We start from the raw sequence: 19,659 nt of genomic DNA on the forward strand, positions 1-19,659 counted from the left end.
AAGAGGAAGAAAAGATTTGTCTAGACCGAATACAGAACCGTAAGCTGAGGTGGAATCGTAGTCAACTCAAAGAATTGTTATCCAGGAGACTTTTGGCTCTCAGTGCTCCTACTTATGATACGGTTCTCCGCGCTGTTTCTATCGGCAAGTTAGATTAGCCAATCGTCGTATCTCATCGCTTAACCTTCGATTGACCGGATACACTTCTTCTATGAAATTTAAAATGCGAATTGCGGATTCGGGAACATGATTGTATCCCTGTATCATGTCTCCGATGATTTCCGCAAAACGGGGGTATCTCTTCTCTAACCGCCTCTCATTCCCGAATGGGTCGGGAAAGTAATCCACCTCATGCTCCAGTAAATGGAGCACGGATAGAATCCTGTCTATAGCGTAACCTTGAACAAACCTCGTAGCGGATAGGCGCTCTCCCCTTGCATAGCGGCCGAGCCCTATGTATAGATTTGTTAAGGCTTCGTTCAAAGGAAAGTCCAAGGCATCATTTTTTAGGGTGGGGATCGGACTTACAGGTTTGGCGATTTCCGTATTGCCATACATCGGATCCTTCCATATGACCCGGCCCTCCGTATAGGAGGCGTTCGCCAGCTCCCATTCCTCAAATACAGCATATTCTCCGAAAATCCCGTCCTCGAACAGTACCTTGTACCCGTCATCCGAATTCTTAAATGAATAGGCAAGAGGGTGTATTTCTTCGAGCCAATCCAATCGGTCGATATATCTGTTTTTCTCCCCCGGTTTCACAATAACAAAGAAATCTAAATCCGAATATTCATCCAACCGTTCTGTCTCGACCCCAACGGAACCAACGCCTAATAGTAAAAGAGCTCCCCCCATACGTTCGAGCGACTTGCCGATCTCGCCCAGCCTCTGTAACAGCAATTCTGTTCTCAGCATACGAATCCTCCCTTGGTTTTGAATGCAAAAAGGGTCCAACCCACTTCTCAGCGAGGTTGAACCCGAAGGTTACATTGCCTTTATTATTATATTGTAAAGTTATCACGTACTAATTGTTGCTGTCAATCGTAATAACTTACCCCTACTTATGATACGGTTCTCCGCGCTGTCTGTAGCGGCAAGTTATTCTGCTGGAGCTATTGTTGCAAACGAATATTGTTGGTATAATTTGGGAAATGAATTGAAGGGCACTGCTGTCCTGGCCACGCTAGAGACAACCCTGCTAATTATAGCGGGTTATTTTAATATAAGAAAAGGCGGAGATCCACATGACCGAACTACAAGAAACAAGAGCTATCTTAACGAAAGAAGATCTAATCCATGCATTTAAAAACTGCGGATTAAGGGAAGGTCAACACATATTCGTTCATACTTCTTTAAGCAAATTGGGTTTTGTTGTAGGCGGAGCCGAAACCTTAATTCGATCTCTTCTGGAAATTATCGGTGAAGAAGGCACTTTGATGATGCCTTCCCAGACATGGAAGAATCTCGACCCTTCAACGGGAGTCCACAGTGAAGCACCTACGGAATGGTGGCCGATTATTCGCGAATACTGGCCACCCTACGATAAAGAAATAACCCCTGCGATCGGTATGGGCGTCGTGGCTGAAATGTTTCGTAAGTGGCCGGGAGCCAAAAGGTCGAATCACCCGGCACGGTCAATTGCCGCAGTAGGCAAGCATGCGGAATATCTAACGCAAAACCATGATTTATGCAATATCTTCGGGAAGAACTCCCCGTTGGATAAATTGTATCATCTAAATGGTTACGTACTCCTAATAGGCGTCGGCTATAATAAAAACACGTCGCTGCATCTGGCTGAAACTATAGCTAACTTTCCTGCCAAGAAATTTGTCCATGAAAGCAGTGCAATTATGGAGGAAGGAACGCGCAAATGGGTGACTTACGAAACCCAGGCTGTGGACGACGGGGATTTTGTCCGCTTGGGAAACGAATATGATAAAGAAATGAATATCAAGATTCATAGAATCGGAAACGCTGAAGTCCGATTTCTGGAGCAACGGCCGCTGGTGGACTGGGCAGCCGCATGGATGGAAAGAAACAGGGTGTAGGAACTTTAACGACAGAGTTAATTTCAAATGAAGTGAGTTGCAACGTTTCGTCATACGTCCACCGATTTCGAATATGGCCAAGCGCCTACGAATGGCAAATGCTGCATCTAACCTTTCAGTTCGGATAGAAATGGATACGAATAACATAAAAAACGGGCTGGAGCGACAATGTCTCCAACCCGTTTTTCATTTGATATTATACGATTAATCGATTTTTATTTTGTGGCTTTCGTTTGCTGGAATTTTAACGTACAGGACTTTCGCTCCCGCATCGAAGTAATAGCCGCTTGCTTGTTGGTTCAGTTCGTCAAGGCTGCTTGCTTTTCCGTATTTGTTCTCAGCCGCCTGCACTTTGTTCGGCTCTTTGGCATCATGCAGCTTCAGCGTGTAGGACTGGATGTCAGATGCGTAGTTTTGCGTCTTTTTGTCCTGTTCGAATTCGATGTGATTTCCTTTCTGCTCTACATGAAAGTCGGTAACGTTGAATTCGCCTCTCGTGTAATCCTCTGTATTTGCATCGTCTTCATAGAAGCTGTAGGAAGCCTGGCCTGCAAGGTAAGTGTCAAGGATCAGATTCGTCAGCTTTTTCTCGCCGGTGTACTGCTGAACTTCGCGGCGAGGAATGATCGAGTCCTGTTTCACATAGATAGGAAGCGTGCCGAGATCGGCTTGTTTGGTGATCGTTTGTCCGCCCTCAAACTCTTCACCGGTCCAGTAATCGACCCATTTGGCGCCGGCCGGCAAATACACGCTGCGGGACGTTGCTCCTTGATTTACTACAGGTGCAATCATTAACGAATCGCCGAACATGTACTGATCATCGTTGTTATAGGTATTTGGATCATGCTGAAAATGATAGACGAGCGGCTGCTGTACAGGCTGTCCGCTTTCCTGCGCACGTTTGAACTGGTTATACAGGTAAGGCAGCAATTCGTAGCGCAAGGAAATATATTTCCGGCTGATGTCCTCTACTTCCTTACCGAATGCCCACGGCTCCTGCTCCTTGTCCCAACTGTAATGGTCCCGGGAGAAAGGCACAAAGGCGCCAACTTCGATCCACCGAGCAAATAACTCCGGCGTTGGTTGATCCTGCGCCGTAGGTTTTGCAAAACCGCCGATGTCGTTGCCGACAAACGCTGCGCCGGACAATCCTAGATTCGAGTTCATCGGAATCGTCATGCGAAGATGATCCCAGTTGCTGGTATTATCTCCGGTCCAGATGGCGGCGTAACGCTGGGTTCCCGCATATGCAGACCGTGTAAGCACGAACGGGCGAACGTTCGGCTTGTTGACTTTGAATCCTTTGTAAGTCGCTTCATTTTCCAGATGGCCAAAAATATTATGAATCTCTTTGTTCTGTTTCTTACTTCCGTCATCGGCCTCATAGACGGTATCCAGCGGCATGGACCATCCCGGACCGCCAAATACGGCCGGTTCGTTCATGTCATTCCAAATGCCGGATACGCCTTTATCAAACAGCGCTTTGTGTTTTTTCGCCCACCAGTCGCGGACATCGGTTTTCAGGAAGTTCGGGAAAACGGAGTCGCCCGGCCATACATAACCGACATAGGGGCTGCCGTCGGCATTTTTAACCCAGAAGTTGTTCTTGGTTCCTTCCTGATAAGTATCAAAACTTTCGTCAACTTTGACACCCGGGTCGTTGATCGTAACATATTTGAAATTCAGGTTGTCCATATCTGCCTTCAGCTTGTCCGGATCGGAATACTTCGGTCCCCAGGTAAATACGCGGTATTCATTCATATAATCGATATCCGCGTACATCGCATCGGCGGGAATTTTCTTTTCGCGGAATGTTTTGGCCACCCGAACAATGTCATCCTGCCAGTAACCCCATTTACTTTGCTGAAAACCGAGGGACCATTCCGGCGGCAAATTGATCTTGCCGGTCAAATCGGTATACCGGTCAACAACATCTTTGATTTCCGGACCATTGATAAAATAATAGGTCAGCTTTCCGCCATCGGCGTAATAATAGTAGTAATCGTCGCTTTCCTTAGCCATGTTGAAATGGGAACGGTACGTATTATCGAAGAAGAGACCGTAGGCCTTTTCATCCTTCAAACCGATAAAAAACGGAATGGTGGCATACACATATTTCGTATCTTTCGTATAGGAGTATGCGTCCGTATTCCACATGCCGATATCGTAGCCGCGTTTGTTCAAACCGCCGGTTTGCTCGCCGAAACCATAAAAGTTTTCAGTCTTGTCCGTTTTCTTGAACACGTATGGCTTTCCGTCTTCATAACCGGACCCTTTAATGTCGTCTTCATTAATCACGTTCCCGCTTTTATCGAGGTATTTGATTCCAAACGGGCTTTTATTAATGTCAATCGACAGGTTGTCGGTAGTGATGACGATTCTCTTGTCGTCTTCCTTCACTTTGAGTTTAGGAGCAGGCCAATCCGTTTTCGCGATCCCCGGAGAGACAAACTCTTCCTCACCTTTGTTTAAGATCGACACCTTGGCCATATCGGTAGTGAGCAAACGGATATAAGCTTCCTCTCCGCCCAGATTAAGCTTTACGCCATTGTCCAACTGCTCAAAGCTTTGCACCGTCATCGGCTGTTGCAGCTTGTTCTTATCCAAAGGCGTATCGGGTGCCGGCTGCTGGACCTCGGCATAGACGGATTGGGCCGAATAAAGCTGTGAAACGGCATTACCTGAGAGAAGGACTGCACCAGCTAAAATTAATGGCACCCATTTCCTTTTCGGCTTCATTTGGTTTCTCTCCTTCATAATGACTTTGTAAACACAGGTTGGAGATAAGAGTCTCCAACCCGGTAATTCATAGTTTGGCAATTCCGGCAGCGGTATTATTTGCTTCCATCTACATCGTCTTGAGTTTGAATCTTCACTTTCTGTTTCTCGTCTACCGGGATTTTGACATACAGCACATGTTCATTCGCATCGAAGTAGTACGCTCTTTCTTGCCCATTCAATTCTTCCATGCTGCCTGCTTTGGCATACTTGTTGTTAGCGGCTTGTACTTTCTTCGGTTCTACAGCGTCATGAAGCTTCAGCGTGTAGGACTGAATGTCGGATGCGTAGTTCTGAACTTTTTTGTCCTGTTCGAATTCGACGTGGTTGCCTTTGTTCTCCACATGGAAGTCGGTGACGTTGAATTCGCCTCTCGTGTAATCCTCTGTAGCCGCATCGTCCTGATAGTAGCTGTAGGAAGCCTTGTCGTTAAGATAGGTGTCGAGAGTCAGATTTGTAAGCTTTTTCTCGCCGGCATACTGCTGAACTTCACGGCGCGGAATGATCGAGTTTTGCTTCACGTAGATCGGAAGCGTGCCGAGATCGGCTTGTTTGGTAATCGTTTGGCCGCCCTCAAACTCTTCGCCGGTCCAGTAGTCGATCCATTTTACGCCGGCTGGCAAATACACACTGCGGGACGTTGCGCCCTTCTCCACAACCGGTGCAATCATCAGAGAATCGCCGAACATGAATTGGTCTTCATTGTTATAGGTGTTGGGGTCATCCTGGAATTGGAATACGAGCGGCTGCTGAATCAGATTTCCGGTTTCGTGCGCTTGTTTGAACGCGTTCTGCAGGTAAGGCATCAATTCATAGCGCATGGAAATATACTTACGGCTGATATCCTCAACTTCCTTACCGAATTGCCACGGTTCTTGTCTATTAATGTTTTGCTTAACCGACGGGCTGTCGCCATCATTATTGTAGTGGTCACGGGAAAACGGAAGGAAAGCGCCAAGCTCAACCCAGCGTGCAAACAATTCCGGCGTGCAGATTTCGCCTAATTGTTTATTTTTGGTGAATCCGCCGATGTCATTGCCGACAAACGGGTGGCCCGCCAATCCGACATTCGCATTCATTGGAATCGACATTCTGAGATGTTCCCAGGTGCTGTGGTTATCACCAGTCCAGGTTGCGGCGTAACGCTGCGTTCCCGTATATCCGGCACGCGTCAATACAAACGGACGGACGTTCGGTTTAAGTTTTTTGAATGCGTTGAAAGACGCTTCTTCCTCCAAATGCGCGTAAATATTATGGACCTCTTCATGGGCATGTTTGACTCCGTTATCATCCTCATGCACCGCATCCAGCGGCAGCGTCCAGTGGTCTTTGGCTATAAAACTGACCGGTTCGTTCACGTCGTTCCAAATACCGTCTATGCCTGTGTCAAAGAACGGCTTGTACTGCATCGACCACCAATCGCGGGTTTCCTTTTTCAGGAAATTCGGATAAACGGAAGAAGGCGGGGCAGAAGGGTCCCAAGGCCAGAGCTTGCCAAGGAAGTTGGTTCCATCGGGATTTTTAACCCAGAGATCCTTCGCGGTCCCTTCATCATAGACGCTGTAGCCTGGCAAGGCCCTAATCGCCGGATCGAAAATATTCACTTGATGGAAACCCTGCTCTTCCATACGTTTGCCCAGCCCTGCAGGATCGGGAACTTTTTTCCCCCACGTAAAGGCTTTATAGTCGTCCATATATTCGATGTCAAAAAACAATCCATCCGCCGGAATTTTCTTTTCGCGATACCCTGCGGCTACTTCTTCCATGTCGTTTTGGGAATACGCCCAGCTTGATTGATGGAAGCCCAAAGACCATTCAGGGGGCAGGGGGACTTTGCCGGTCAAATCGGTATAACGGTCTACGACGTCTTTGATCTGCGGTCCATTGAAGAAATAGTAGGTCAGTTTGCCGCCGTCGGCGTAGAAGTAATAGTAATCGTCGCTTTCCTTGGCGAAGTTGTAGTAAGTGCGGTACGTATTGTCGAATAAAATGCCGTACGCCTTTTTATCTTTCAAACCGATAAAGAATGGAACCGATTGGTAAATATATTTCGACTCATACGGGAACGGGTCCTGATGCCATATGCCTTCTTCCTTGCCGCGTTTGTTCAGACCGTCGGTTTTCTCGCCCAGCCCGTAGAAATTCTCGTTGTTATCTGTCTTTTTGAACACGTAAGGCTTCCCGTTTTCGTAACCGATCCCTTGATCCCCGTCCTCGTTAATGACGTTTCCGTCTTTATCCATATATTTGATTCCAAACGGGCTTTTCTTGATGTCTACAGTTAAGCTGTCGGTAGTAATGACGATTCTCTTGTCGTCTTCCTTCACTTTGAATTTAGGAGCGGACCAATCCGTTTTGGCGATCCCCACAGAGGTATATTCCTTGTCGCCTTTGTTCAAGAGCGACACTTTGGCCATATCGGATGTAAGCATCCGTATGTAAGCCTCTTGTGCGCCTAAATTAAGCTTTACGCCATTGTCCAACTGCTCGAAGCTTTGCACCGTCATAGGCTGCTGCAGATGGCTTTTATCAAGCGGCCTGTCATCGGTCGGTCTAAATGCTTCTACCGGGAAAACCAAATCGTCCGCAAATACAGGTTGAGCGAGATAGAACTGTGAAACGGCATTCCCTGAAAGTAGAACAGCAGTTGCGAGCAGCAATGGTATTGCTTTCTTCTTCGTTTTTTTTCGTTTCATTCGGTTTCTCTCTCCTTGTCGATAAATTCATCTTGCCTTGCCCTCTTCTGTACTTTCCTCCTCTCCGCTAAAGGCTAATCCTCTTCCGGATTTCATGTTCCATGTTAGGTTAACGAGCGGATTTCGAGCAATAGCGACAAGGACTCAAATAGTCAGCGCCCGGTGCAGGAGCGGCGGGATGTATCTAAATTGATATTGCCCTCTAAATGGACATCACAAATCATCTGCAAAAGGGCCAATATGAATGCGAAATAAAGCTTTTTACCTCCATGCGAACAAGTGAAGCTGCATCAATATAAATATAGGTCTTGGATAAGGGAATCCAACTTCATGCTTGATATGGTGTTATTTTACAAATAAAAAAGGCTTAAGAATTTGTTGATTCTCAGCCCATTTCAACTTATTTTTCCGAATATCTGTTCCAAGATTTTTGGAATTCCTGCAGAAGCTCATCCCTGTTCATTTGTTTATTGATATAAGCTTGCATGGCAGGCCCAAACTCATCGCTTACTCCAGCAGGATATTTGAACCAGTTCCATGATAATGTTTTGCCTTCTTTTATGTACTTGATCATATCAGCGGCAAGGGGATCCGGATTTTTGATCTCTATATTGGAAAAGGCGGGAACAAACTTTAATTGTTCGGTCATAAATCTTTTGCCTTGTTCCGAAGAAACCATCCAGTTCAAGAACTTTTTAGCCTCCGTTTTCTTCACAGCGGTTGTTTTTTTATTTACGACCCAATTGTTGGGAATGCCGATTGCGAGTGCATCGTTTTTTGCTGCATCGTCGCTGATCGGCATTGGGAAGAATCCTATATTCATGTTCGGTGAGATTTTGTCCAACATCGGCTGTACCCAGTTTCCTTGCAGGATCATCGCTGTTTTACCCTTTGCAAATCCGGTGACTGCCGCATTGTAATCTATGGTCAGCGAATTCTTGCTGCCATATTGTACGGTTAGATCAAGCAATCGGAGCATTCCTATAAATGGTTCGTTTCCTTTAAACTTTTGCGTTCCGTCCGTCAATCCCTTAATAAAAGCATCAGGGTTGTCCTGATGCGCAAATGCGATGTTTAACATGAATACGCCAAGGAGCCATTTTTCCGCGTACCCGATCGAGAAAGGAGTAATATTCATGGCCTTAAGCTTTTCCGACACATCCTTTAATTCGGTCAGTGTTCTCGGTGTTTCCTTAATACCCGCTTTCGCTAACAAATCTTTATTGTAAATAAAGCCGTAGCCCTCCACATTCATCGGCATGCCGTAGATCTTACCGTCCATTTCCATCGGTTCTAATGCGTGTTTATACGCATGTCGGACCCAAGGCTGATCGGACAAATCCTCCAGGTAATCTTTCCACAGTCTGGCTTCCTCATATCCACCGTTTGTATAAATATCGGGGCCTTTCCCGGCAGCAAATTGGGTCATCAGCATTGAGCGGTCATCAGCGCCCCCGCCAACCGTCCGAATGTGAATATCCACTTCAGGGTGTTCCCTCTCGTATTCTTTGACCAGCCGCTCAAACTGGGAGGCAATCTCCACCTTGGGATTTAATACGCTCAGAACGATCTTGTGAACTTTTTGTTGACCGGTTTGGCCTTCCTCATTCCTTTCCCCGCACGCCGCAAGCGATATGACCATCACCGCTGTCAACATTATTTTCGTAACTTTGTTCACCAATCTCCCCTCCCTTCTTTTTATTTTGTTTTCCGTATAGGCTGCGGTACCTGGCCGGAGTCATGCCCACTTCTTTCTTGAATAATTTTGAAAAATACTTTTCATTCTGATACCCGAGGTTCACCGCAATCGAGTAAATTCTCTCTTCCGTTTGACTAAGCCACCGTCTGGCTTGTTCAATTCTTAATTGGATTAAATAATTGGACAGGTTGATCCCCTGCTCTTGTTTAAACCGGCGGCAAATATGCTCCCGGCTTAGAAAAAAGCGATTGGCCAATTTATCCAAAGAAAGCTCCTCCGTGTAATGCTGCTCCAAATAGGCGACAATGTCATTCATTCGCCGCGCGTCATCCAAATCGCTTAAACGATGAATGGTCCTGAAATTCTGCAGCTCCATCGCTTTCTTGGCCGATTGGTAAGCATTCGGAAGATCGTTTAAGGACGTTAGCGGATCGCCGCCGGCCAATCGTACGGGAATATCAAAGTGGCTGGAAATCCACTGCACTACCAGGAGCTTGCAGCCGCGCGGACTGATCAACAGACCGGTGCAATCCTCATTTTGCAGAACAAACGCATTGCCCCACTCCTGTGCCCTCATCTCCTCGGCGAGCCGATTAATGTAAGTATCGGCGCTGTGAGAATGGTAAAAATACAGCAAGGTAAGATCGTAGGCATCGGCTTTCGGAAGGTACCTCGCCAGGTCCTCCTCATTCCAAGGGTCTCCTTCACAGGCCGCCGTAATTAACCGGTTCCTGTGCAGCCTTTCGGCTTCTTGGGCAACGGCAGAATCGCTTCGCCGTTCGGCTTCCTCACTGTTCCAGGCAGAAATGGCACCCTCCAAGACCGTATTTAATACGTCTTCTTCAACCGGCTTCAGTAAATAATCATAGCTGGAGCATTGGATGGCTTTCCGCATATAAGAATAGTCATCATACCCCGAAACGATAATCACTTTTCCCGGGTAGGCTTGTTGGTTTAACCACTCCAAAAGCTGGATACCGGTAACTTTGGGCATTTTGATATCGGCAAATATGATTTCGGGCCGCTCCCTTTCAATAATGGTCTGAGCCTCTTCCCCGTTGTCGGCTTCCCATATTTCCGTCACGCCCAGTTGGTCCCATTGCCCCAAATACCGAATCACATCACGCACATTGAATTCATCATCCACAATAAGAGCTTTCATGATTATCGTCCTCCTTTGATTGGGTTGGAATCGTAATAAGGACGGTAAATCCTCCTCCGGGATTTGAATCCACCTCCAGGCCTCCGCGGGAACCGTAGTTCAAGATTAAACGATCATGTATATTCTTCAGACCAATCCGGTTATTAGGCGATGCTGCGTCATGGCCGACTGAGTGTAATATCCTTCTCAGTTCATTCAACTCTTCGAGGGACAAGCCGGGTCCATCATTTTCCACAACCAGTTTCACATCTCCGTCATCAAGCCATCCCTGAATGCTGAGATGCGAACCGTAATGCCCTTCCTCAAAACAATGCTTGAAGAAGTTCTCAACGAGTGGCTGTAAGATCATGACCGGGACCGACATATCCATTATGGAATCTTCTATAGAGATGGAGTGGCGTAATTCCACCCGAAAACGTTCTTTTTGCAGATCCAAGTATGCTTTCACGTAATCCACTTCACTGCGTATCGAAGCCCAATTATCCATTCGGATCGTATACCGCATCATTTTCGACAAGGAAGTCACCAATTGATAAATTTGCGGAGTTTGAGAACGAAGGGCAACCGCACCGATGGATTGTAAAGCATTATGTAGAAAATGCGGGTTGATTTGCGATTGAATCGCCCGGTATTGGTTCGTTTTGTTCTCGAGTTCGAGCCGATATTCCCTATCAATATACAAGTTGATTCGCTCCATCATTTCCTTAATATGCCTCTCCAAATGACCGATTTCATCACGGCCGGTATCATTAAACCATATATTCGTATGCCCTCCTTCAATCTTTCGGACTTTCTTACTTAATAATTGAATAGGTCGAGTGATCTTATTTGAAATAAAATGGACCATAATAAGTCCCAAAATAACAACACCTACACCAAAAAAGGCGCTGATATACGCCGTTTGCCTCACATCGCGGTATAAGTTGCCGCTTGAAGTCACCTTGATCAAATGCCAATCCCCGAACTCGCCCGGAAGCGGCTTTGACATTGTAATATCGCCCGATCTTCCACTCGTGGGAGACAATCCGGAACCAGGCCTCCACTTTTTACCTATCAGCGTTTGATCGGTTGAATAGACGACAGCTCCATTCCCATCCGTAAGGATAACCAATTCACCTTCCTTCAGAAAACGGTTGGAAATGGTGGAAAGGCGGCTTAGGTCGATATCCATGGTGACAACACCTAAAAATTCGTTGGAGAGTATATTTTTGATTTTATGATGAATCGTCATCACTAACGTCCGATCCGACATTGGCATCACGGCAGCTCCATTATAATTCCGGATCAAATGCGGCGGTTCAATCAAAAAATTGGAGCCGGATTGAATCAACTTCTGAATGGGAGGACTTTCTGATAAATCAGGCTGCTTCTTACGGGCACTCACCTTGGCATCGTAAACGGTAAAAGAATCCCCGTCTTTTACGATAAAAAACCGAACTTGATGAATTTCTCTGCGCATCAGATAAAAGGCTTGAAACCATTTATCTACTTCAAGCTGATTCGAGTAAATTTCTTTATCAAAGCCTCTTTCGAATATCCGGAATAAGCCGGGATTAAGATATAAAATATACGGTAAATTGACCATATCCTGAAAATATTGTCCGAGCTCTTCACTGCCCTTTTCAAGCTGAACCTCGCTGATCTGATATTCGTGCTGCTCTACCTTTTCTTTGGTATGAAAATAGATAGCCAGTACCGAAATGAAATAGGGCACAATAATACATACGAGAAGCATGACCAATAAGCGGTTACGGATGCTGCTTTTCATGACATGGATGTTCCTTTCCGTGGTTTCCGTCTCGGTCTATTATAAAACAAGAGATACAATGCAATGGGTAGATATAATTGGAAAATCACTGAATTTCGCCTTGAACGTATTTTTCAAAATAAAAAAACTACATCAACTTCTCATACTCTGCTTGAGCCTGAGCAAAAAAAGGCTCATTCCAACTGCAAACAAGTGGAATAAGCCTTCTAACTATCGATCACTCTATCGGTGTGCCATCAGGTATTCCTCCAAGAACTAATACCTCTGAATTAAACCCGGCTATACGACGGCGGAGGAAAATTGACTACCCCTATTACTTGTTTCCCTAAATTTTAAAAGTTACAAAACACTCAACTATAACTTCTATCTTTTGAAACAGTTAGGGTTAAAGAAGGTGTCCAAAAATAACCCGCCATTCCTAATAAGGTCATCAATCCACCTGTGAATTGAAAGATCGAGATTGTTTCTCCCAAGAATAGATAGGCAAGAATTATTGCCAAAACAGGCTCTCCAATAATACCTACAGAAACAGTAGTGGCGCCTATAGATTTTAACAATAGATTAAAAATATACTGCCCAAAAATAGTTGGGATTAGTGCAAGCAAAAAGAAATATGTCCAACCCGAAAAATCATATTCGATCAATGTGATATTATTTAGCAAATTGTAGACTAGCATGACACTCCCGCCTAGAAAAAAAACAATAACACTGTATAAATTTGCGTCTATTTTGTGACTTACTTTTTGTCCTGCCAGCATATATGCTGAAACCAAGATGGTTCCTAATAAGGATAATCCATCTCCTATTAACGCCTCCCGCGAAACCCCGATGTCTCCCCAAGCTATAATTACTGAACCTAAAAGAGCAGCAATCAAACAAAGAATGGTTAAAATGTTGGTTCGTTCTCTAAATATAAAATATGAACCAATCATTACAAATAAAGGTTGTAAAGATAAGATGACCATGGAGCTCGCCACTGAGGTATATACTAAAGATTCCATCCAACATAAGAAGTATAACCCGAGAAATAGACCGGCTAAAAAAACGGTACTCCAATCTTTTTTGTCTCTGAGGTTCGGAGAGTTTTCCAAGGTACAAAAGGAAGCATAATGATTACTGACATATACAATCTGTACATCCCGGCCACAGAGGTTGGAGTATCTGAGGATTTTATCATGATGGATGAGATCGAAACAGACAGTATGCTGATTAAAAGCAAAATATAGGGATGAAACGGTAACGACGATTGATTTATTTTCACATGGACGCCTCCAAGAGGTCTTATCCAATCGTCTGTGCACAGGATTGTAATGATAAGCCGAAGATACTATTCATGGAAGTATTCCTGAAGGCAGAGGATTTAACGATTTACATTGGCATGAAGAACTACAAATCACTTTGGTTACTAAAGGAAAACTAGTTATACAAGTTAATGGGATTGATCATGAATTAGAAACAGGTCAGGCCATTTTAATTAATAAGGGCGCCCTTCATGTTACTACGAGCCTGACACATAACGGTCAATATGTAAGTTTTAATTTTCCTGAGAAGCTGCTGGCCTTCTATGCAGATAGTGCCATGGAAAAAAATTATGTACTGCCTTATACAAACTCTTCCTTAGTGTCACTAGCAATCAAGGGAGATGTTGAATGGGAAAGTAAAGTACTAGAAATGCTTTGGGATATGAAAAAGAAATTTAATATGAAAAAAAACTGGGGGTGGGAATACGAGGTTGCTATCAAAACTGTACAATTATGGTTTACCTTAATTTCTAACATTTCACTTTCTTCTGAGGAAGCACCTGGATACTTAAAGCTGCAGCAAGAACGACTTCAATTAATGCTTAGCTTCATCCATCAGAACTACTCAAATAATATAACACTGCAAGAGATTGCTGATGTAGCGCATCTAAGTGTTTCGGAATGTACTCGGAGTTTTAAGAGAACCATTCATATGACACCTTACGACTTCTTAATTAAGTACCGTATCAAGAAAAGCAGCGAGTTATTAATCTCAACAGATTATACAATAACCGAAATCGCCCACAGAGTGGGTTTCAATCATGTAAATCACTTTATTCAGTCTTTTAAAAAATATCATGAAAGAACACCAAAAGATTTCCGGAAATTTAGAAATGAAATCAATGAGTAAGGAGATAACCTCTGTAACGGCAAGTTTTTGGGCCATCCTTTAAGGGATGGCCACGGACCTAAGAACTGCTATATTATCGCCGACCTCGGAAAGTACGACGCAAATCATCAACCCATTCGCCCGGAATCTCCCAAGGTATGAAGTGTCCTCCCTGTTCATGGGCTGCAATGTTCACATGGTTATACCAGGAGGCACGGTCGCTTTCGAGAAAATTTTGCACGCGATTTTCCGTCGTGATCCCCGGCGGATTCTCGTAGCCCACGAAGGTTATACCCGTCGGCGCCTCAATAACGGGCAGGCGATTATGGGCGGGTGTCCATGGATAACGATTATTATTGGCATAGACGCGTATGGAGGTTTCGATAGCGTTGTTTACCCAATAGATTGTTGCGTGGGTAAGTATGTCGTCCTTTGAAAAGACATTCTCGATGTTGCCCTTATTATCACTCCACCTCACCCATCGTTCCAATATCCAGGCTAGCATACCAACCGGTGAGTCGCTCAGCCCGTACACCAACGTGCCGGGATCAAGAACATGTACAGCAAGATGCGACGCAAATCGCCGATCAAACTCCAAAATTTGCAATCGGATGCTTTCAGAAATATTTTCAGGAATGGGACGACCTCCAGAAAAATCCCAAGCGCGATCCCCGTTAAAAAAGCTAAGTTTTAGAGCGGATCCGATATGAATCGCGTAGAGCTCGTCACAATATTTGTGTCCGAGCTGACCGGTCACGAGAGCGCCTACGTCGCATCCCGCTGCTGCGTATTTGGTATAGCCCAGGATATCGGTCATTAGCGTATGCCAGAGATCAGCAATTTTCCAAAAGTTCATGTCAGGGTTGTTTGGCAGTGGGGTAGAAAATCCGAATCCAGGAAGTGAGGGCACGATGACGTCGAATGCTTCAGCCGGATCACCACCGAATGAGCCAGGGTCCGCTAGTGGATCAATGACCTTTGACCAATGCCAGAATGTCCAAGGCCAACCATGGGACAAGATTAATGGCATGGGATCGGGTCCGACGCCTGGTTTACGCATAAGGTGTAGCGGAACTCCGTCAATATTTACTTTATAGTGTTCATAGACATTGATCGCTTTCTCGGTTTTGCGCCAATCAAACTCGTTAACCCAGTAGTCGACGAGTTCTTCAAGATAGTTCCGGTTAACACCGTAAAACCAGTCAGCATTTCCGGCATCAAGAGGCCATCTAGTGGACTGTAGACGATTGCGAAGATCAATAAGTACCTCATCCGGTACAAAGATCGGACTGGGCTGAAGCTTGAAAGAAGCTGTTGTCATAGCACATTCCCCTTCCTGTAGATTACGAATCGTTTCCAAGTTCGGCCAGACGCCTTAATGCGGGTATTGCAGATGCAATTGCCAGTTTGTCTTCGGGAGTGAGCCCTTCAATAAACTTCGAAAGCTGTTCAATACGCTCCGAACGACGGGAATCAATAACATTCGCCCCTCTCTCGGTAATATGCACTTGAACGACTCTACCATCATTCGGATCTGGCCGACGCTCGACAAGCCCGTCTCGTTCGAGTCGGGTGACCAACTGCGTGATTCCCGACTGTGTAACTTGCTCATTCGCTGTCAATTCAGTTAGTCGCATGGGGCTTTTACGAGATAATGTGTGCAGGACGGAAAGCGTCGTGAAGCTTAGTTTTTCAATTGAGGGCATCCGAATGATAATTCTCGTTAAATCTTCGAATACCATAGCGAAGTCGGTAACGTTCAACTTGTTTTGATCTTTATTATTTCCCATGGAAAAAACTATATCATAATTTATATAAATTCCTAATATAAATTTTGAGTCTTTATTTCAGTCAAAATCATCTGCTCGCCAGCTGGGCGTTCTCCAGATGATGGTCAAGCAGGTTCATGTTAAAGACCCGCGTCTCCCTCAAGGCATCGAGTTGGAGATCGTCGCAAAATTACAAGCACATTTTTCGCTGGCCGCTTCCGCAAAAGCCCTCCCGCTAAGTACACCATCGTCATCTGACATTCAAAAAGAAAGCGTCTCTGAGCTGACGTTTCAGGGACAAGTGACCTCCCCCAAACCCATACCGCTCAACGCTTTAATAGGCCCTTTACGTTCCACTTCCAAAAAGCTTTATGATACGGTTCTCCGCGATGTCTGTAACGACAAGTTTTAAGGCCATCCTTTGCAGGATGGCCTTCCGTAATCCAGCTATGGTCGGTGCCCCATTATTTCACTTTTTAGTACTATAACCTTTTCACCGGCCGCAGCACCGCATAACCATACCCCTCTGGAAAATGCCGCTGGTAATCCTGCTTGATCAATTCATCCCACTGATACCCCAGACTTTTAGGGTCGAAGGACCACGCCACGTCTTCAACCGTTCCCATAACGGCACCATTATCCTTCAGGTAATCGAACGGCGGGTGGAAAAAGACCAGATACTCCGACTCTGGAATATCCCTGCATTCCATTCCTGCCGGAATCGGTCCGTCGTACTCCGTTGAAACTGGGATGCCATACAAATATCCCTTTTGTCCATTCTGGTAAAACCATCCTGCGGTCTGTCCCAGTTGTCCGGGAAGTGTGTGGTTTGACATACTCTCCAACGTGCCGCTGACCTCGTCACAAGAGTGCCCGTTTCCCCAGAAGTCCCCATAGTTTGTTACGGAAATGTCCCAGATCCCGATAAATTTGTGCGCTGGTATGAACTCGACTTTGATCTCCGCCGGTTGCAAATGTACCTTGCTCATCTTATCCCGCTCCTTGATCAAATAATGATAAGGCGAGAATACCTCCTGACGAATAGCCAACGGAATAGGTCGGGGAGCTTTTTGGTAGGCTGCGGGGGTGAGCTGAAAAGCCTTGTTGAAAGCTCGTGTAAACGCCTCTTGTGATGAGAATCCATACTTTACGGCAATATCCAGAACGCGCTGGTCCGTGTCGCGGAGCTCCAAGGCGGCACGGCTGATTCTTCGGGTCCAGACGTAATCCCGTAATGTCATTCCGGTCAATTGGTTGAACTGCTTGGAACAATAATAGGGGGAATACCCTAACTGCTCCGACATCTTCAATAGAGATGAACTCTCCGTTATATTGGCCTCCACCCAATCCACCATAAGCTGGACCATTTCATTCCATTCGTACATGGAAGTCCTCCCTCCTTTCCCTTCGATCATATCACCGGCGATCTTCGCATACTTGATTCGAGTTGCACAATAAAAACTTGCCGTTACTTGTGGTAGGGTTCACTGCACTGTCTGTAACGGCAAGTTTAAGGGCCATCCTCGGCGAATGGCCCTTTCTTCAGTTCAGAAAATGATTAACTAATCACTTTCTTGTATCACAGTCCAAAGTATTCACGTACTAATTTAAATTGTTCTTCCTTACTCAAACTTGTTGTTCTTTCAATGGTCATGATACCATTCTTAACACAGGCGTTTCTAATATCACGAGAAAACTTCGCCATACTTTTGTTTCCATTTTTGATTGTTTGCGCTGGATTATCTGTAAGATTAATAACATCCAAAATCATCTTATGATCTTCCCTATAGAAATATAGCCGTTCTATTTCTTCGTCAGATGTATAAAGACATACCATTCTTTCTTTAGGAATAAACGGTAATATTCGTTCAGGCATTATTCCTAAATCTATGACGATTGGTGTATCCGAAGACATTTTCAATAAATCGATAACAAAAAACTCCATCATTTCTTCAACAATTTGAAAAAGCCATTTACAATGCTCATCATTCGGTCTATTAAACCATTTACTCCAGTCTAATTCCGGATGAGGATATTGAAGGGCTGGGTATTCAACTGAACTAGTGAATGGCCTATATTTTAAGACATCATCCCCTAGCGTTTGAAATCCTAATTCCTCAACAAATTTCTTCGTCATTGTAGTCTTGCCCGCGCAACAACCACCATTCAACCAATAAACATGACTCAATTGTTCTTTCAGATAATTATCATTAACCTTCATATTTATCCTCCTCAAATTTTTAATTTTGAGGAAGCTGGCGGATTCTTATCGGCTTTCTGTAACAGTAAAAGTACATACTAAATCCTCCTTTCCGAAGCATAGTAATATTATTCCATTAACTGCACGTAAATCCCTTCTATGCTCAAAAAGCTTGCCGCTATTTATGGTACGGTTCACCATGCTGAATCTTATACGCCGGTACGTACGGAGACAGCCGTTTCAGATACTTCTGAAAGCTGCATCTAATCTTTCAGTTCAGCCCTTGTACTGCCAAGTTGAGCTAGGACGCAACATACCCGAACTGGCCAAAACGTTACTTCGACTCATACTGAGCCGTTTGCAGCCCGACCGGCTGCGGCTTCTTTTTCCCCTGGAATACCTCCTGCACAATATACAGCGGACGCCCCTTGGACTCATCGTAAATGCGGCCGACGTATTCGCCCAGGATACCGAGCATCAGAAGGATGAAGCCGTTAAAGGTCAGTGTAATGCCGATGACCGAGGCCCAGCCCTTGACGGCGGAGTCGGTAAAAATGGCCAGATAGAGCACGTACAGCAGATACAGAAAGCCCGACGCCGACAGCAGAGCGCCGAGGAATCCGGCCAGCTTCAGCGGCTTGTATGAAAAAGAAGTAATCCCGTCCAGCGACAGCTTGATCATCCGCTTCAGCGGATATTTCGTCTCTCCGGCCAGCCGCTCGTCGCGTTCATATTCAATCGCCTTCTGGCGGAAGCCGACCCAGCTGACCAGTCCCCGCACGAACCGGTTTTTCTCCGGCAGGCGCTTCAGCTCATCGCATACCTTGCGGTCGATCAAACGAAAATCTCCCGTATCCACCGGAATGTTAATATCGGTCGAATAGGCGAGCACCCGGTAGAACAGGCTTGCCGTCCATTTTTTGAAGAACGTCTCGCCGTTCCGCTTCACCCGCTTGGCGTACACGACCTCATAGCCGCTCTTCCATTCCTCGATCATCTGCAAAATCAATTCCGGCGGGTCCTGCAAATCCGCGTCGATAATGATAACCGCATCGCCGAGGGCGTAATCCATCCCTGCGGTAATCGCGATTTGGTGGCCGAAGTTGCGGGAGAGGTCGATTAGCTTCACGCTCTCGTCCCAGCAGCTGTACTCCTCGATCATTTGCGCGCAGTTGTCGGCGCTGCCGTCATTGACAAAGATCAGCTCATACGGCTCATTCGTGGTGTCCATCACTTTTTTGATCCGCCGGTAGGTCTCCTGAATCACTGCTTCCTCGTTATACATCGGAATAATTACGGAATAGCGCACGTTGGTATTCATGAGCAGCTCCTCCTTTGTTAAAAATAGATGGGCAAACGCCCCGAAGTCAGGTCTTCGGCGCGCCTGCCCGTTATGCATGCTGTTTGGC

Annotated in this window: 16 protein-coding genes; 4 read left to right on the forward strand and 12 right to left on the reverse strand. The window is 45.5% G+C overall.

Features of this window, described 5'->3' with window-relative positions:
• Positions 1 to 138 precede the first annotated feature (138 nt).
• Positions 139 to 915 carry a hypothetical protein gene (locus G5B47_RS18060; RefSeq protein WP_165100937.1) on the reverse strand — a complete coding sequence of 259 codons (777 nt, stop codon included), beginning with the start codon at positions 913 to 915 and terminating at the stop codon, positions 139 to 141.
• 329 nt (positions 916 to 1,244) lie between these two features.
• Here G5B47_RS18060 and G5B47_RS18065 point away from each other — a divergent pair, with 329 nt between their 5' ends.
• Positions 1,245 to 2,048: an aminoglycoside N(3)-acetyltransferase gene (locus G5B47_RS18065; protein WP_165100940.1), complete on the forward strand. Its 804-nt coding sequence runs from the start codon at positions 1,245 to 1,247 to the stop codon at positions 2,046 to 2,048.
• Positions 2,049 to 2,252: 204 nt separating this feature from the next.
• Here the strand turns inward: G5B47_RS18065 and G5B47_RS18070 are convergent, their stop codons facing one another.
• From G5B47_RS18070 to G5B47_RS18090, 5 genes are all read right to left on the reverse strand, one after another.
• The gene (locus G5B47_RS18070; protein ID WP_165100942.1) at positions 2,253 to 4,787 is read right to left on the reverse strand and encodes a glycoside hydrolase family 31 protein; all 2,535 of its coding nucleotides are present in this window, start codon (positions 4,785 to 4,787) and stop codon (positions 2,253 to 2,255) included.
• Positions 4,788 to 4,882: 95 nt separating this feature from the next.
• Positions 4,883 to 7,522: a glycoside hydrolase family 31 protein gene (locus G5B47_RS18075; RefSeq protein ID WP_165100945.1), complete on the reverse strand. Its 2,640-nt coding sequence runs from the start codon at positions 7,520 to 7,522 to the stop codon at positions 4,883 to 4,885.
• Positions 7,523 to 7,922: 400 nt separating this feature from the next.
• Positions 7,923 to 9,179, reverse strand: a complete 1,257-nt coding sequence (locus G5B47_RS18080; protein WP_407945234.1) for an ABC transporter substrate-binding protein — start codon at positions 9,177 to 9,179, stop codon at positions 7,923 to 7,925.
• Positions 9,127 to 10,383 (reverse strand): response regulator, encoded by a 1,257-nt coding sequence (locus tag G5B47_RS18085; RefSeq protein WP_165100951.1) that lies wholly within the window; start codon positions 10,381 to 10,383, stop codon positions 9,127 to 9,129. Before G5B47_RS18085 ends, G5B47_RS18080 begins: the two co-directional genes overlap by 53 nt.
• Positions 10,361 to 12,151, reverse strand: coding sequence for a cache domain-containing sensor histidine kinase (locus G5B47_RS18090; protein ID WP_165100954.1), 1,791 nt, complete (start codon positions 12,149 to 12,151; stop codon positions 10,361 to 10,363). Before G5B47_RS18090 ends, G5B47_RS18085 begins: the two co-directional genes overlap by 23 nt.
• A 63-nt stretch (positions 12,152 to 12,214) precedes the next feature.
• Between G5B47_RS18090 and G5B47_RS18095 the strand changes: the two genes are divergently transcribed.
• Positions 12,215 to 12,352: a hypothetical protein gene (locus G5B47_RS18095; protein WP_165100957.1), complete on the forward strand. Its 138-nt coding sequence runs from the start codon at positions 12,215 to 12,217 to the stop codon at positions 12,350 to 12,352.
• 149 nt (positions 12,353 to 12,501) lie between these two features.
• On the opposite strand, the gene G5B47_RS18100 is transcribed toward G5B47_RS18095, so the two are convergent.
• Entirely contained in the window at positions 12,502 to 13,452 is a 951-nt protein-coding gene (locus G5B47_RS18100; RefSeq protein WP_407945233.1) for a DMT family transporter, read from the reverse strand.
• 28 nt (positions 13,453 to 13,480) lie between these two features.
• Between G5B47_RS18100 and G5B47_RS18105 the strand changes: the two genes are divergently transcribed.
• The gene (locus G5B47_RS18105; RefSeq protein ID WP_165101318.1) at positions 13,481 to 14,302 is read left to right on the forward strand and encodes a helix-turn-helix domain-containing protein; all 822 of its coding nucleotides are present in this window, start codon (positions 13,481 to 13,483) and stop codon (positions 14,300 to 14,302) included.
• Positions 14,303 to 14,375: 73 nt separating this feature from the next.
• On the opposite strand, the gene G5B47_RS18110 is transcribed toward G5B47_RS18105, so the two are convergent.
• The gene (locus G5B47_RS18110; RefSeq protein WP_124697352.1) at positions 14,376 to 15,602 is read right to left on the reverse strand and encodes an epoxide hydrolase family protein; all 1,227 of its coding nucleotides are present in this window, start codon (positions 15,600 to 15,602) and stop codon (positions 14,376 to 14,378) included.
• 22 nt (positions 15,603 to 15,624) lie between these two features.
• Complete coding sequence (locus G5B47_RS18115; protein WP_124697351.1) at positions 15,625 to 16,071, reverse strand: MarR family winged helix-turn-helix transcriptional regulator; 447 nt, start codon at positions 16,069 to 16,071, stop codon at positions 15,625 to 15,627.
• A gap of 97 nt (positions 16,072 to 16,168) precedes the next feature.
• Between G5B47_RS18115 and G5B47_RS18120 the strand changes: the two genes are divergently transcribed.
• Positions 16,169 to 16,462 carry a hypothetical protein gene (locus G5B47_RS18120; RefSeq protein ID WP_165100960.1) on the forward strand — a complete coding sequence of 98 codons (294 nt, stop codon included), beginning with the start codon at positions 16,169 to 16,171 and terminating at the stop codon, positions 16,460 to 16,462.
• Positions 16,463 to 16,532: 70 nt separating this feature from the next.
• On the opposite strand, the gene G5B47_RS18125 is transcribed toward G5B47_RS18120, so the two are convergent.
• The 3 genes from G5B47_RS18125 to G5B47_RS18135 all read right to left on the reverse strand — a co-directional run bounded on the left by G5B47_RS18125 (position 16,533) and on the right by G5B47_RS18135 (position 19,571).
• Positions 16,533 to 17,435, reverse strand: a complete 903-nt coding sequence (locus G5B47_RS18125) for a helix-turn-helix domain-containing protein (protein WP_165100963.1) — start codon at positions 17,433 to 17,435, stop codon at positions 16,533 to 16,535.
• Positions 17,436 to 17,629: 194 nt separating this feature from the next.
• The gene (locus tag G5B47_RS18130; protein WP_165100966.1) at positions 17,630 to 18,271 is read right to left on the reverse strand and encodes a DEAD/DEAH box helicase family protein; all 642 of its coding nucleotides are present in this window, start codon (positions 18,269 to 18,271) and stop codon (positions 17,630 to 17,632) included.
• A 313-nt stretch (positions 18,272 to 18,584) separates the two neighbouring features.
• Complete coding sequence (locus G5B47_RS18135) at positions 18,585 to 19,571, reverse strand: glycosyltransferase family 2 protein (RefSeq protein ID WP_165100968.1); 987 nt, start codon at positions 19,569 to 19,571, stop codon at positions 18,585 to 18,587.
• Between the last annotated feature and the right edge of the window lie 88 nt (positions 19,572 to 19,659).

Origin of the sequence: Paenibacillus apii, from assembly GCF_011043685.1 — a bacterium.
GTDB lineage: Bacteria > Bacillota > Bacilli > Paenibacillales > Paenibacillaceae > Paenibacillus_AQ > Paenibacillus_AQ sabinae.

Bases quoted from the DNA above. Each gene is read 5' to 3' on its own strand.
- G5B47_RS18060 (WP_165100937.1), bottom strand. From the start codon at position 915: ATGCTGAGAACAGAATTGCTGTTACAGAGGCTGGGCGAGATCGGCAAG.
- G5B47_RS18065 (WP_165100940.1), top strand. From the start codon at position 1,245: ATGACCGAACTACAAGAAACAAGAGCTATCTTAACGAAAGAAGATCTA.
- G5B47_RS18070 (WP_165100942.1), bottom strand. From the start codon at position 4,787: ATGAAGCCGAAAAGGAAATGGGTGCCATTAATTTTAGCTGGTGCAGTC.
- G5B47_RS18075 (WP_165100945.1), bottom strand. From the start codon at position 7,522: ATGAAACGAAAAAAAACGAAGAAGAAAGCAATACCATTGCTGCTCGCA.
- G5B47_RS18080 (WP_407945234.1), bottom strand. From the start codon at position 9,179: ATGTTGACAGCGGTGATGGTCATATCGCTTGCGGCGTGCGGGGAAAGG.
- G5B47_RS18085 (WP_165100951.1), bottom strand. From the start codon at position 10,383: ATGAAAGCTCTTATTGTGGATGATGAATTCAATGTGCGTGATGTGATT.
- G5B47_RS18090 (WP_165100954.1), bottom strand. From the start codon at position 12,151: ATGAAAAGCAGCATCCGTAACCGCTTATTGGTCATGCTTCTCGTATGT.
- G5B47_RS18095 (WP_165100957.1), top strand. From the start codon at position 12,215: ATGGGTAGATATAATTGGAAAATCACTGAATTTCGCCTTGAACGTATT.
- G5B47_RS18110 (WP_124697352.1), bottom strand. From the start codon at position 15,602: ATGACAACAGCTTCTTTCAAGCTTCAGCCCAGTCCGATCTTTGTACCG.
- G5B47_RS18115 (WP_124697351.1), bottom strand. From the start codon at position 16,071: ATGGGAAATAATAAAGATCAAAACAAGTTGAACGTTACCGACTTCGCT.
- G5B47_RS18120 (WP_165100960.1), top strand. From the start codon at position 16,169: ATGATGGTCAAGCAGGTTCATGTTAAAGACCCGCGTCTCCCTCAAGGC.
- G5B47_RS18125 (WP_165100963.1), bottom strand. From the start codon at position 17,435: ATGTACGAATGGAATGAAATGGTCCAGCTTATGGTGGATTGGGTGGAG.
- G5B47_RS18130 (WP_165100966.1), bottom strand. From the start codon at position 18,271: ATGAAGGTTAATGATAATTATCTGAAAGAACAATTGAGTCATGTTTAT.
- G5B47_RS18135 (WP_165100968.1), bottom strand. From the start codon at position 19,571: ATGAATACCAACGTGCGCTATTCCGTAATTATTCCGATGTATAACGAG.